Origin of the sequence: Acetobacterium fimetarium (assembly GCF_014284475.1) — a bacterium.
GTDB lineage: Bacteria > Bacillota > Clostridia > Eubacteriales > Eubacteriaceae > Acetobacterium > Acetobacterium fimetarium.
Genome location: NZ_WJBC01000013.1, coordinates 79,730 through 94,020, shown reverse-complemented (window position 1 = coordinate 94,020; position 14,291 = coordinate 79,730). Strand labels below are relative to the sequence as shown.

Annotated in this window: 15 protein-coding genes; 4 read left to right on the top strand and 11 right to left on the bottom strand. The window is 42.6% G+C overall.

The genetic code is table 11. The annotated features are described in order from the left end of the window. Positions 1 to 121: 121 nt before the first annotated feature. The gene (locus tag GH808_RS10065; RefSeq protein ID WP_186842653.1) at positions 122 to 709 is read right to left on the bottom strand and encodes an HD-GYP domain-containing protein; all 588 of its coding nucleotides are present in this window, start codon (positions 707 to 709) and stop codon (positions 122 to 124) included. A 226-nt stretch (positions 710 to 935) separates the two neighbouring features. Here GH808_RS10065 and GH808_RS10060 point away from each other — a divergent pair, with 226 nt between their 5' ends. The 4 genes from GH808_RS10060 (at position 936) to GH808_RS10045 (ending at position 5,108) form a co-directional block, all read left to right on the top strand. Beyond that, on the top strand, positions 936 to 1,472 hold the full coding sequence (locus GH808_RS10060) for a hypothetical protein (RefSeq protein WP_186842652.1): 537 nt from the start codon (positions 936 to 938) through the stop codon (positions 1,470 to 1,472). After that, positions 1,469 to 2,854 (top strand): EAL domain-containing protein, encoded by a 1,386-nt coding sequence (locus tag GH808_RS10055; RefSeq protein ID WP_186842651.1) that lies wholly within the window; start codon positions 1,469 to 1,471, stop codon positions 2,852 to 2,854. The genes GH808_RS10060 and GH808_RS10055 overlap by 4 nt, the downstream gene beginning before the upstream one ends. Before the next feature lie 194 nt (positions 2,855 to 3,048). Then, on the top strand, positions 3,049 to 4,389 hold the full coding sequence (locus tag GH808_RS10050; protein WP_186842650.1) for a diguanylate cyclase domain-containing protein: 1,341 nt from the start codon (positions 3,049 to 3,051) through the stop codon (positions 4,387 to 4,389). Positions 4,390 to 4,496: 107 nt separating this feature from the next. Next, a complete protein-coding gene (locus GH808_RS10045; protein ID WP_186842649.1) occupies positions 4,497 to 5,108 on the top strand; it encodes a hypothetical protein in 612 nt (203 codons plus the stop codon). A gap of 216 nt (positions 5,109 to 5,324) precedes the next feature. On the opposite strand, the gene GH808_RS10040 is transcribed toward GH808_RS10045, so the two are convergent. The 10 genes from GH808_RS10040 to dhaK all read right to left on the bottom strand — a co-directional run bounded on the left by GH808_RS10040 (position 5,325) and on the right by dhaK (position 14,171). Then, on the bottom strand, positions 5,325 to 6,131 hold the full coding sequence (locus tag GH808_RS10040; protein WP_186842648.1) for an MBL fold metallo-hydrolase: 807 nt from the start codon (positions 6,129 to 6,131) through the stop codon (positions 5,325 to 5,327). A gap of 70 nt (positions 6,132 to 6,201) precedes the next feature. Then, entirely contained in the window at positions 6,202 to 6,486 is a 285-nt protein-coding gene (locus GH808_RS10035) for a GNAT family N-acetyltransferase (protein ID WP_186842647.1), read from the bottom strand. A 73-nt stretch (positions 6,487 to 6,559) separates the two neighbouring features. Further along, the gene (locus tag GH808_RS10030; RefSeq protein WP_186842646.1) at positions 6,560 to 6,826 is read right to left on the bottom strand and encodes a late competence development ComFB family protein; all 267 of its coding nucleotides are present in this window, start codon (positions 6,824 to 6,826) and stop codon (positions 6,560 to 6,562) included. A 272-nt stretch (positions 6,827 to 7,098) separates the two neighbouring features. Further along, complete coding sequence (locus GH808_RS10025; RefSeq protein WP_186842645.1) at positions 7,099 to 8,790, bottom strand: RCC1 domain-containing protein; 1,692 nt, start codon at positions 8,788 to 8,790, stop codon at positions 7,099 to 7,101. 44 nt (positions 8,791 to 8,834) lie between these two features. Then, entirely contained in the window at positions 8,835 to 9,791 is a 957-nt protein-coding gene (locus tag GH808_RS10020) for a protein phosphatase 2C domain-containing protein (protein ID WP_186842644.1), read from the bottom strand. Between the two features lie 31 nt (positions 9,792 to 9,822). After that, positions 9,823 to 10,554 (bottom strand): vWA domain-containing protein, encoded by a 732-nt coding sequence (locus GH808_RS10015; RefSeq protein ID WP_186842643.1) that lies wholly within the window; start codon positions 10,552 to 10,554, stop codon positions 9,823 to 9,825. Positions 10,555 to 10,602: 48 nt separating this feature from the next. After that, a complete protein-coding gene (locus GH808_RS10010; protein ID WP_186842642.1) occupies positions 10,603 to 11,889 on the bottom strand; it encodes a serine/threonine protein kinase in 1,287 nt (428 codons plus the stop codon). 216 nt (positions 11,890 to 12,105) lie between these two features. Next, positions 12,106 to 12,489, bottom strand: a complete 384-nt coding sequence (gene dhaM, locus GH808_RS10005; RefSeq protein WP_186842641.1) for a dihydroxyacetone kinase phosphoryl donor subunit DhaM — start codon at positions 12,487 to 12,489, stop codon at positions 12,106 to 12,108. A 4-nt stretch (positions 12,490 to 12,493) separates the two neighbouring features. Continuing rightward, positions 12,494 to 13,129, bottom strand: a complete 636-nt coding sequence (gene dhaL / locus GH808_RS10000) for a dihydroxyacetone kinase subunit DhaL (RefSeq protein WP_186842640.1) — start codon at positions 13,127 to 13,129, stop codon at positions 12,494 to 12,496. A 49-nt stretch (positions 13,130 to 13,178) separates the two neighbouring features. After that, positions 13,179 to 14,171 (bottom strand): dihydroxyacetone kinase subunit DhaK, encoded by a 993-nt coding sequence (gene dhaK / locus GH808_RS09995; RefSeq protein ID WP_186842639.1) that lies wholly within the window; start codon positions 14,169 to 14,171, stop codon positions 13,179 to 13,181. Positions 14,172 to 14,291: the final 120 nt, after the last annotated feature.

Genomic DNA, 14,291 nt, shown 5'->3' with positions numbered 1-14,291 from the left:
TTGTTGGTCTTAAATGACATCGTTTTGTAGCCTCCACTGCTTTTGATTCTGTATCTATTTTACCAGAAGTCAACCCTCAGTTGGAGAGAATTATTAATGGGGTGAAAATACTTTTGACACCCTAATCATAATTGCCACCGCTGGAAATGGATTCCAGATCAAACCAAAAATACTCCTTGTCCTTGATATGCTTAAAGGCCTTGATGAATTCGGGATTGAATTTTTTCCCGGAAGCATCCTCGATCCTTGCATAAATTCGCTCCGCCTGATTGAAAGGTTTTTCTTTGTTAGAAATAAGCGTAGCGATGCGGTCGGCCAAATGAACCAGATGGCTTTCAAGAGGCACATCTTCACCATCTTTCTTAATTCCCCGGCCATAATCCCAATCCACATGATGAAATTTAATGATTTTTGCCGCTTCCGCGAACTCGCGATAATCCTTTAGCAGCATCCAACCAATTTTTGCATGTTTATGGGGATTAAGCGCATCAAATTTTAAAACATCCAGTCTTTCCTGCATGCTTAAACCTCCGATATCGTGTAAAATAGCGGCCACACTCAAATTATTCTGCTGCTTTCTCGTTAAATTAAGTTCTTCTCCAAGGTTGTAGGTTATAAAAGCGACCAACCGTTGATGATTATTCAGTTCGGGACTCACCAGATCGGTTGCTTTCGATAATTCCAGGGTCAATTCTAAAAATGAGATCACGGTCAATTTTCCTTTCAAACGAATCATTCTTTTCTGAGAATATTGTGCTATAAAAACATATTTTTGTCAAACTAAAAAAGAGCCGCCGATCTTTTTACAACTGAATCAATTCACGTCGAGTAATAAATAAAATTTCAATAATTAAGCGGGCATTTTACCTGGCATTAGTTTATAATAGATGTATGAAACTTATTATTTCACATAACATAGGAAACGGAGATTGGGAATGCTTGTTTTAAATACGCGGTTTCAAATTGCCGCCATTTGTTTTTTTATCATTATTGTATTTGATTATATCAGAAATGAAAAACTGCCACTCCTGTCAACTACTTTCTTTTCATCTATGATCATTTTTGCAGGATTGAATTTGTGCTTCGATTTTGCAACCGTATATACCATTTCGCATTTGGATACCGTGTCGCCCGTCATCAACCGTTTATGTCATCAACTTTTTATTACTACCTTACTGATCATGATCATTTCACTCTATCAATATGTTGAAATTCTAGCCCATAATCAGAAACGGATGAATATCAAGAAATTCTTGCTGACGATGATACCATTTGCCTTTTCAATGCTCATGATGATCTTTGGCGAGTTGAATTATTACGTAGATGGATCAACCGTCTATTCATATGGTCCAATGGCCACTACCGTCTATGTTTCAGTCGCCTTCTATCTGGTACTGATCATATCCAACACCTTTTTTTCTACGAAAACATCCGCAAAGAAAAACGAATTGCTATTCGCGCAGGATCAATGATATGGGTCATCGCTGCTGTGATTCAATTTCTCAATCCCGGCATGCTTGTGTCCGGATTAGCGATTGTACTGATGCTTCTGTTTATCTACCTGTCGTTTGAAAATCCCAAAGAACACACAGATGAAGCAACCGGTACATTTAATAAACGTGCTTTTCATTTAATGCTGGGGGATCAGTTTGAATCTGGCAAAAATGTTCTTGTTGTGAGTGTTGTGGTCGATGATTTAGGCCGAATTCAAACGGCCATCGGGCACGATAAGGCCAATCTGATGCTCGAAATAATTGGAAATAAAATTCAGTTTGTCTTTCAAACCAGCGTTTATCATTCACGAAGCAATGTGATGAGCATTCTAATCGATAAGAAGTTGGAAGCCATCGCGCCGCAGCTAAAAGAAATTGAATCATTCATCGAAGAAACCATCGTCATCTCGCAATTCAGTGTGGTTATGAAGTCCCATATCGATATCATTGACACCGGCTTTTTCAAAGACTCCTGTGATGATATATACGAGATGATGAATTACATGGCCGATCATCATCAGGATTTACCGGATAGCCGTGTTCATATATTGGATAATGCCATGGTCAATGAAAAAGCGCGTTACACAACCATCGAGAACTTACTGCATGCAGCAATCGAAAATGACGGATTTCAAGTCGTGTATCAGCCTATTTTTGATGTCAGAGCAGAAAAATTCCACTCTGCAGAAGCATTGGTCAGATTGAAGGATACCACGACCGTTGGGTTCATACCACCCGATGAGTTCATTCTGATTGCCGAGAAAAAGGGAATGATCATGGATCTGGGACGCATCGTTTTTGAAAAGGTCTGCCAATTTACCCAGGAAAATGATCTTCCAAAAATGGGAATTGAATATATCGAGGTCAATCTATCCGGCATCCAGTGCGTCCATCCGGATTTGCCAAAACAATTACAGACTATCATGAAAAGATTTGCGATCAAACCGGCTTTTATAAATCTGGAAATTACCGAAACGGCATCGGTTGAATCTGGCGAAATGCTGAATCGAAATATGCTTCATCTTAGAAATATGGGCTGCAGTTTTTCCATGGACGATTTTGGAACAGGTTATTCCAATTTATCACAAATGGCTGAAGTTGTGTATGATTTGGTTAAATTGGACCGGAGTTTAATCTGGCCATATTTTTACGAGGAAAACACGAAATCACATGCGATACTGGTGAATGTCATCAATATGCTGCTTGAATTAAATGTAAAGATTGTGGCAGAAGGTGTGGAAACCAAAGAGATGACCGATTATCTCAGTGAACATGGCATCACTTACCTGCAGGGATATTATTTCTCCAAGCCATTGGCGGCAGCAGATTTCCTTAATTTTATCAACAAAAAGAATGCCTGACAATCAGATCATTTCACACTTTATTAAGCACTGCTTAACCATACTGACAACAATTGCCTTTTTTACAAAACTGTAGTAAACTTATCGTGAACATTTGCCAATCATACCAATTTTATATACAATCAACTGAGAACCGGTATCGCATTCTTTGATGCCCGTTACTGCAACTCTCAAATAAATGAAAGGACCGATGGATGATGCAGAACTTTTTTGATCATAATAGTCAAAGTGAGCTTTTAGAACGGATTTTTTCCCTCAGTCTGGGACTGCTATGCATTGCCGATTTTAACGGACAGTTTTTCAAAGTGAACGCCGCCTGGGAAAAAACATTTGGCTATACGGTGAACGAACTCAATCACAAAAATCTGACCGATTTTGTGCACCCGAATGATTTGGATGCCACCATTTTCGCCATCGAAAAGCTTGTCAGCCAGAATGATGTCCTCAATTTTGCAAATCGCTATCGTTCCCAAAACGGTCTTTACCACAACATCGAATGGGAATTCCGTCGCTACGGCGATTTTATTTATATTGCCGGAAAAGATATTTCCCAATTGAAAATAACTGAAGTCTCCGACCGGGAATTCGGAAATAAATTCAAATCGGAACCACAGCCAAATCCTGCAAATGCCAATTTGAACAACCGACAACGGGTATTGATCGTCGATGATTCCTTATTTAATACAAAAATACTGGAACAGAATTTAAATAAAGATTACGACATTCTGATCGCAAACAGCGGCATCAGAGCTTTATCGATTGTCAATTCCTCCGATCCGCCGGATATTATTCTGTTGGATATCATCATGCCGGAAATGAACGGGTATGAAGTACTTAAGAAGCTCCATCAGGAGCAGCGCACCAAAGACATTCCGATTATCTTTCTAACATCACTGGATCAGGCTGAAAATGAAGAATATGGGCTAAATCTCGGTGCCATTGATTACATCACAAAACCCTTTAATGTTGCAATTGTAAAAGCAAAAATCAAAAATCATTTAGCAACAAAGTCTTACCAGGACACCTTGAAAATCAGTACCGATGTCGATCAATTGACAAACATTGCCAATCGTCGACGATTCGATGAGATGCTGTCCAATGAAATAAAAAGAGCCAAACGAATGAACAGCTGCTTATCTCTGCTGATGATCGATATTGATCATTTCAAAATGTTTAATGACACCTACGGACATTTAGAAGGCGACGAATGCCTGCGTAAAGTTGCCTTTGCGCTAAAGAACTCGCTGAAAAGACCGGCTGATCTGGCGGCACGCTGGGGTGGCGAAGAATTTACCTGTCTGCTTCCGGATACTGATGAAAAAGAAGCGGCTAAAATCGCCGATTTACTGCGAAAAGCCATTATCAATTTGAAAATCCCTAATGAATTCTCGCCGGTTAAGCAGTTCGTCACCATCTCCGTTGGCGTCGCCACATCGGATTCAGCGAATAAATCAACTTATAAAATGCTTCTGAAACATGCTGATGAAGCGCTTTACAAGGCAAAAGCATCGGGGCGAAACAGAATCAGCGCTTAGATTTACAGATAAAAAACTCAAGCTTTCGGTATTTTTGCCGATATTATTCATAACAAGGGTTCAGTGCGACATTTTTAAACCAACTTATTTTTATAAAGGAGGATGTTATGAATACAAATTCAATCGATACCAGTAAACTGGTGGCTCAGAATCTTCAGACAAAAGGCGTCTCACAAAATGCCGACGGTAAGGAACAAGCGCCGAAAGTCAAAGAAAATCAGGCCGTGGAAGCACGAACAGATACCGTTGAACTGGGAACGACTTCAAAAAATGATATCGGAACCTATACCATTGATCAGAAAAAGATTGACGAAATCAAGGCGGATTTCACCAAAAACACTGCCGCATTCAAAAAAATGGTTGCTTCAATGCTTGAGAAGCAGGGTTCAAAAGTCAACGAAGTACTTAAAGCTTTATCTGAAGGCAAAGACGTCAGTGTCACCGTTGATGCTGAAACCCAGGCGTCCGCTCAGGAAGCAATTTCTGAAGATGGCTACTTCGGCGTCAACAAAACCGCGGAGCGAATTCTGGACTTTGCAAAAGCCCTGTCCGGCGGCGACAAAAGTAAAATTGACACCTTGAGAAATGCTTTTAAAGAAGGTTTCGAACAGGCCAAAAAAGCCTTCGGAGGAGAACTTCCCGATATATCACAACAGACCTATGACAAAGTAATGAAAGGTTTCGATGACTGGAGCCAGGAAAGCGATACCGCGGAATAGATTTTTCAGCCGTGTAAACTGGCGCCTTTGTTAGACAATTTTTTATTATCCCAAAGTCAGATTCAAAACCGAAAGCAAAAGAGCCAAAGCATCATGCTTTGGCTCTTCGTTTTCGGTTTTATTTTAGTTTAAACTGCGATACCAGTCCTTTAAGCAGCTGCGCCTGCCCGGACAGTTCTTCACTTGATGCGGCTGATTCTTCAGCTGTTGCCGTATTTACCAATCTAATTCCAAACCGACTCCGACTTCTCTTATTGGCAACGCAGTGTGAATGGCCGACTTGACGGCAAACGATGTACAATGGCAGGGCAGAATTTCTCTGATTTCGTTTTTTCTGAGATACTCAATCGTCTGAGTCACTTGATCGGTGACTTCAAAAAGATGAAAGCCACCAATAATGCCGCACACCCGTTTATCTCCGCTGACCGCTTTGGCATGTTCGATGATGTTGCAGATTCCGCTGTGGGAACAACCGGTGATGATGTAGATGCCCTTACTGCTTTGATAAACAAGGGCTGAGTCATCCAGCAAATAGTCGTCAACCCATTTCCCCGCGACCCATTGTTTTCCAATCGCTTGTGGTCTTTCGAAATCAATGGTTCGTGGAATCTCACCAAGAAATGTAATGTTTTCGCTGACTTTCACCGGCTTCTTGCTCAACTGCAAAGCACAATGATTTTCAATTTCCTTTTTTGAAAAGGGGGCTGAAATCGTTAAGCCGTCATCCTCTTTGTGCAACATGGCATCTGGATGCGCAATAATTTTTAAATCGGGATGATTTTTCAGCTCGAAAAAACTCTTTAAGCCGCGCGTATGATCGTCATGTCCATGCGACAGCACAATTGTCTTTATTTTTTCTAAATCAGCATTCATCGATTTTGCATTTCTGAGTACCAAATCGGAATAGCCTACGTCGAAGAGAAATACTTCGCCCATATCTTCAATGTAATATGAAACACCCGGTTCACCCCAGTAATATTCATCTATATACGTGTTGTTATCAATCAATACTTTTAAGCGCATTTTTTCTCCCGTGTCATTTGCAGCCAGCTACCCATACGGTTTCTTCATGATCTTTCGGTTCAGAAAAGCGTTACGTTCTTTTATAAACATCCTCATATTCGGTGTTTTCAGCAAGCACTTCCTCAGCATAAGAACAGAACGACCGGATTGTTTTATGCTCACTCCGGGCATAGTCTGCCATCTTGTCGACCAGCAGCTTCCCGATGCCCTGCTCTCTGAGTTCTCTTGAAACGTAAACATGTTCGATGATAATTTCTTTATCCCCTTCCGGATGAAAAATTATCACCGCTATTGGATCATCTTCGTCTGCTCCGATATAAAATTTATTTGTTCCGCAATGAATTCTTTCCATCATATTCTCCTTCTTGAACCCAATCATTGTTCAGGATGCTTTGTTTCGCACAAATATTTTTTAAAAGCGCATCATTTTATTGCTTATGTCGCGGATTCTGACTTACAATTTCGATTGCTCTGGTCAATTCACTGATGAGATCCGCCTTGTACTGCGTTGTCATCTCATCGATTTTTGAATAAAGCAGTCCCTCGTGGGTCACATAATATGCCGGTTTTAAACTGTTAAGTGCAATTGCTTTAATATCTTCAACGCACCTATCACAAGTACAGATATCGGAATATTTAGCAATCAGATGGGGTAAAAAAGCATCGACGGTATCTTCCATGTAATTTTTTAACATTTCTTTCCCTCCAAGATTGTATTGTTTTGAATCATAACAACTAAACTTTATATTTAATCGATTACTCAGCAGATAATGAATGATTTAGAAATTCAGAACTCTCCCTAAAGTATACTATATCATATCTCTTTATTATACCTCTTTTTTCAATGGATATTCAAAAAAAGATACTCCAGCTTGTCAAAAGAAACCGATCCTCTGATCTATATACATATATTCACAATTTAAAGCAATCGTCTTGCCTGATGCCGAAATTTTTACTGGAATGAAGATCAATCCATAACCGGCTTCATCGTACACTGAGGAGTTAAGGCATCATCTGTCGTGCCATTACCCAGTTCGCCATCGCCGTTGTATCCCCATGCCCATAAAGAGCCATCATCTTTCACCGCTAAGGAATGCAGACCCCCGCCGGCAATATCAATGACGCCGGATGTTATGATACATTGCGGCAGATTTCTGTTCATTTGAGTATTGTCGCCCAGCTGTCCGAATTTATTATACCCCCAGCTCCACAGTGAACCGTCGCTTTTGACCGCCAGCGAATGATGAAATCCCGCGGCAATCTTAACGACACCACTTTTCATGATACAGACTGGTGTATGTCCGTTGATTTCGCTCCCGTTTCCTAATTGGCCAAATTGATTGTATCCCCAAGTCCATAGCGAGCCATCGCTTTTGATGGCCATTGCATGATGAAAACCAGATGCAATGGCAACCACACGATCCGAAATAATGCACGCCGGATGATTGGCATCGATTTCGTTTCCATTTCCCAGTTGGCCAAACTGATTGTCTCCCCAGCTCCATAGGGAGCCATCACTTTTGATGGCCATGGAGTGACCGAATCCCGCCGCAATTTTTCTTACCCCGCTCGTATTGATGCACTTGGGGTGCTTTCTGGAAATCTTCGTTTTGTCGCCCAACTGTCCGTATTGATTGCTTCCCCATGACCATAACGAACCATCGTTTTTAATGGCTAGTCCGTGAGCATTTCCGGCGGCAGCCTGTAAGACGTCCTTTTGCATCAAGCAGACCGGTAACAACCTTCTTTCAAGCGTTCCGTCCCCGATTTCGCCCTCCTGATTATAGCCCCAGCTCCAGAGTGAACCGTCGTTTTTAAGCGCATAGGTAAAATCGGCAATCGAAGCAATCTCGGTAATCCCACTTTTTATGACACAAAAAGGCACCGCAGAATCGATCGTCGTTCCATCTCCCAGCTGTCCAAAATAATTTCGTCCCCAAGTCCAGAGGGCTCCCTCCCGATCGATCGCTGCGCTGTGTTCCGATCCGGCGGCAACCTTTAAAAATCCGGCGGCGTTTTCTTTTATCATCGTTCGCGTCTTTTGTTCTGTTGCCTGCTCTTTTGATAAATCATGACCTGATAATTCGACAGCGCTGATATTTTGAGTTTGCAGATATTCTTCCAAAGACTGCGTTTCCGCCAGAAAATCTTCATAGGTTATTTTCAATGATCCGCCCGACTCCTCATTTTCCTGCGCCACGGTTAAATCATCCCCGCTTTCATTGATCGGTTCAAGCTCGTCCCATACCCCCAGAACATCAATAAAAAGTCCAACGGTTTCTTCTGCCATTTTTTTTACGAGGCTGTTCTCATCGGTGAAACAGAAAACGATTTGTTGCAGCTTTAATTCCTTGTCATCCCGGCTTAAATTTTTTAATTCCAGAAGCTTACGGGGGATATTATCTCTGACCGCCAACGTCAGGATTTTTTTTGTTTTGATATTTTTAGAAAAGTAATCGGCCAATAGACCACGCATTCTCTTCTTTTCCTCAAAAACCACCAATCCGTATTCATCTTTGATGTGCATTAATATTTCTCTTGCAATAAGATCGTCACATTGACCGGAATTGAATAAAGCATTGGAATAACAAAATGGACAGATTGATCCATCAATTCCTTCTGGCGGACTCCATTCTCCTCCGCATTTACTGCATTTCATAAGATCCCTCCACCGTTATGCTGATTATCGAAAAACTTCTCTGGCTACTCGCATTCAATTTCATCCGCTTCAGGCTGCTCCTGGTTTGAATAATCTGTGCCTATTTCGTCGGATTCAGCTGGCTGATTCGTGCTTTGGGGCGAACGAAACAAGTTCTCCGTGATACTCTTTCCCTGTATATTCAGAACCGCCGCCACTGAAACGTCGTCGCCGCTTCCTTTTTCTGACAGTTTGGGCAGAAATTCTTTTAGTTCATTCACCGCTGCATCAAAATCCAGCGCGCCAAAGGAAAGGGTTATTTTTTTATAAAAATCATATAAATTCTCAAGGCCGGCAAATGAATCATCAATTCCGTCTGTTCCAACAAAGACCGCGAGTGGCAGGGATTCGCTGAAATAGTGACGGAAATTTGCAAAAGCATCGTTGTTGCATATCGAAGTGGTGACATTCAGAATGCATTTATTATCCCACGGTATGGGTTGGATTATTTCACCATCTTCACAAACAGCACAACATTTTCCATCCCCGATTTGCAGTCCAAAGCAGAAGCTTTTGCTGATTACAAACGCAATGATGGTGGTTCCATAGGCGGATTCAAGCTCGAACTGATGCTCAAAGATCAATCGATCGGCACCGGATAACGTCGCTAATTCCGCTTCCGAAAACGGATTCTGTTGGACATCTTGATTCACCGCCTGATTCCAGTTGGAAATGATATTTTTTTTGAGCTGTCCCAAAACCTTATCCGGATCAGCTCTTAATTCTTCAATCATCTGATCTTGATAGCTCATGAAAGCCCTGATCGATGCAAAGGTCGTTTCGGCTGCTATTTGAGAGCCACGATGGCTGCGAAAGTACTTTTTTCCGCCATGTCCATCGCAGACAATGGCGACTGCCATATTGTCATCACAGAAACTCAGAGCGCTGTCCTGGCAAACGATGTTCTTTTTGACATGGCTAAAGCCAATTACCGACAGATCAAAAACTTGTAAATCACCCAATTGAAAAACGCTCCTTTCTGAAAAAACACCACTACCATTCTATCTCGGCATCATCATACAATAGATCCGCATTAAACTCCTGAATCTGTTCTGCAAAATCATCCTGCTTAGTCGGGGTGGACGAGTTTCCCGCCAACCCCACACTGCTGCTCTGGCTGCCAATCTTGGATGCCGTGACACTGACAAAAGTGATCATTTTTCTTAACGTCTCCGGATTTCTTGCCGTTAAAACACTCTCGCTGTTTCCGGTGAAGTCTTTGAGTACATCCTGATCGGCATCATCTCCGATGGCAACCGCCACCTTGATGGCGTTTTTATACCAGTTGTTTTCCTTGAGCTTGGCCAGACCTTTTTCATAATGATCGGTGGGTTGTCCATCTGACATCAGAAAAATGGCAGGTGCGAAAGACCCGGCGACATCGCTCATGAATTCATTCCGGGACAGCTTTTCGTTCAGCATCATAAAAGCGGTGCCTAAATCAGTAACGCCCCCGACATCCAGATAATCCCACTCGAAATTTTCTGCTTCAATGGGGTTTGAATAGAGCCATTGGGCGCCGCTGTTGAATTCCAGAACCGCAATCTTGATCTGAGCATCGGCGTTGCTGTCGGAAATATCTCTGAGCTCCGGGATTACATCATTGATTGCTTCGTTGACTGCGCCAATTTTGGAACCAGCCATGCTCCCGGATGTATCAACAAGAAAGAATAAAACCATGGTTCTTCTGGCTATCCCTCCACATAATTCGTCATATATTCCCATTATTCTGCTCCTTAAAATTATTTTTCAACGATTGATTAATCATCTCGATTATACAATCTCTGCCCGATTTTTTCCAAAGTCGATGGTGATTCCCCGCAGAATCTGCACCACACCGCCCGGTTTAATGTCTTTCTGTTGTCCATCGGGCGTTGCCATATACCAGGTCGTGTTAGAAATATTGCGGATTCCCCATAAGCCCGGGTTTGATTTACTCTGGATGACTTCTCCCACTGCTTCTTTAAAATCATCACTGTCAACTTGCGTATGACATTTGTACAGTTTTGATTTGGGATAGAGTGCTACCAGATCATTCTTAACTTTCAGCGATAGCGGAGTCTGAATGGTTTTTCCACAGCTCCGGCATTGCAAGTCGCTGCTCCCGGAATCAAGGAAGACTTCCGCGCCGCACCCGCAGGTGATGGTCTGATCTCTTAAGCGAACAAATAGTTTCTGCCATTGTGTTTCGGTCAACCGCGCATTCTCTTTTTTCAGCCCTTCGCCGAAAGATTTTTCAAAAGCCGCTCTAATAAACGAAGGGTAAATCGGCCACAGTTTGATGGCATTGTTGTGAATGCCTCTGACGGGACGGTTGCTGTCATTATGCGGATCAAAAATAAAGATCGGTTCATTGCCATAGAATTTTTTCTCGAGGTTCTCAGTCATGCACGGACAAGTTGTCCGACTGCCTTCTAAAGGATGTGACACAAAAAACAGCAGAAACAATGTCACTGCCAGTGAGTATCGATCGGTATGAACACTGGGCCGTTTTTCTCCCAATACCACCTCTGGTGCCATGTACCGGCATTTCCCTGCCACTCCCAAATTATCGCCATACTGGGCCACATTGTCATTATCGCAGATTAAGACGTCCCCACTGTTTGGATTGATAAAAAAATTGCCATCATTTATATCCTGATAACTGTAGCCGCAGCGATGCAGCTCCCGGAAACTGTTGACAATATTCAGCGCCGCATTGTTAACCGCCGCCACACTTGAAAATCTGACTTTCGCCATCAGGAATCTTGAGAAGTCTTCATATTCAGGCGGTCTGAGATCCATTATGTACCCGAAGCTGCCGTACTGATTTCTGGTGATCATCTGCGGCCACAAAAACGCATCCGTCGGAGGCCCCTGTTTAATATTGCTGCTAATATTAGCCTTAAACTGTTGTGCATTTCTGAGTCGATTCGGATAGTACCACTTGAGTGCATAAGGTTTTTTCTTGTAATGAACAAGATAGACAATCCCCTGTCCGCCGTCCCCAAGCACTTTGACCACCTCAACCTTTTCACCCGTTTCCAGCTCAATTTTAGTCCCTTTATTAAAAGTATTCATGCTTCCTCCTGTCGCTCGTTCACGGTAGACGCTATATTGTTCAAAAGATAATTTCATTCGATAAAATTAATTGTACCCCATAAAACTTCTCTCTTGCTTAATTTACTAATCATCCATTTCTTTATAACACATAAATTACCACAAGTACATTGAATTACCAAAATTTACCCACATCAAAAAAGCACCCCTGCGGGCGCTTTTTTGATGTGGGTAAATTTAGAACTTTTTATAACTCTTCGCACCGGCAAGAACTTCGATCACTTCTGCAAGCGACGATCCGATGGATGCTTCAACCGCGCCAAAAATCGTTCCCTCAACAATGGGCGCATCGACAATTTTTACGTTGCTGCCGTCATCAAGCATTTCAATTGCCATTTCTGAACTCATCACAGCGCTGCCAAGATCGACCAGAACGACCACACCATCCCCGGTTTGAACGGCTTCAATCCCGGCTTGAATTTTGGCAACATCTGTGCCGATGCCACCGTCTGCCATGCCGCCGGCGGCGGCAATTTTTGCATCTGCGGCCATTTGCCTGGCAAGCTCCACTGCGCCTTCGGCAATTTTCTGACTATGCGATACGACTACAATTCCTACCATTTTCTTACCTGCCTTTTTGAGCGACTTCGTTTAAAGCCTGAAATGCATAAGCCATCGATGTTGCTCCCGGGTCTTGATGACCGATGCTTCTTTCACCCAGGTAACTCGCTCTGCCCTTCGTTGCAATAATGGTCTTAGTGTACTCAACACCAGCCCATGCTGCTTTTTCAGCTTCAATCAGCGCTGCTTCCATGGTTTTTCCCTCGTTGATGCATGCTTTGATGGCATCAATTGCCGGGATCATGCTATCGAGGATTGTTTTTTCGCCTTTTTCAGCTTTACCACGAAACTGGATTCCACCGACAGCCTCATCTAAAGCCTTGATGACATCCTCGTCGGCTAACGCTTCTTTACCTTTCGTGGCCATGCCGGCTTTCATGAAAGCGGTTCCGTAAAGCGGACCCGAAGCCCCGCCAACGGTTGACACCAATGTCATTCCCACTGATTTAAGAATTTCATCAATGCTTTTATCTTCCACTGTTGGTAATTTTTCCATAACCGCTTTAAAACCGCGGCTCATATTGATACCATGATCGCCGTCTCCGATTGCCTGATCCAAATCGGTTAATTCCTGTCGATGTTCTGCCATTTTATCTGCATAAATCCGGATAAAATCCAGTACTTCTGCCTTCGTTGCCATTTATATTCCTCGTTTCTTTTTCAACAATTCACAGCAATGCTACACTATTTTACAGTTTGAAGCCAATGGTATCTGCCTTTGCGGCAAGCAGCTCTTTCATTTCATCATCAAGTTTCAACAAAGTGACGGAAGCACCGGCCATATCGATTGAGGTCATGTAATCTCCCACAAACGTTTTGAATACTTTGATCCCTTTGTCCGCTAAAATCTGATGGACGCGACGATTCAAAATATAGAGTTCCATCGGTGGTGTTGCCCCTGATCCATTGATCATAACAGCGACTTCATCTCCGGCCTGAGGCTTCATATCTTTGACGATTCTTTCCATCAGATAATCGACAATGACATCCGCCGTTTGAATTGGTTTTCTTTCCGTTCCCGGTTCTCCATGGATACCGATACCCAGTTCCATTTCATCTTCTGACAATTCAAAACCCGGTTTTCCGGCGGCTGGAACAGTACATGGTTTCAGTGCCACGCCCATGGTTCTGACATTTGCTATGACCTTTTCAGCTGTCGCTTTTACTTCTTCAAGGCTGGCACCTGTTTCAGCTTTGGCGCCAGCAATTTTGTGAACAAATACGGTTCCCGCAACACCGCGTCGACCGGTTGTATAAAGACTATCTTCAACGGCAACATCATCATTGGTCACCACATTGGCTACTTTAATGCCTTCAGCTTCGGCCAGTTCCGCTGCCATTTCAAAGTTCATAATATCGCCTGTATAATTTTTAATGACTAATAATACACCTTTACCTGCATCAACCGCTTTAATCGCTTCAAATACCTGATCAGGTGTTGGCGAAGTGAAGATGGAACCGGCTACTGCAGCATCCAACATGCCTTTTCCAACAAATCCGCCATGAGCCGGTTCGTGGCCGCTGCCACCGCCGCTGACTAATGCAACTTTTCCGGTTTTCTTATCTGCCCGAACAAGAACATTAAAACCCTCAAGCCGCTTTACATATTCGGGATGAGCCAGAACAATACCTTCCAGCATTTCATTTTCAACGTTTTCAACATCATTAATAAACTTTTTCATAAGACATCCTCCTATATATTATTAGTATCCTACTCTATACTATAACATGTTTTGGCCTTTTGAAAAGATAAAAAAAGCAATATCGCGTGTCTTTTTTAGACCATTCTCTAAACTATGTTG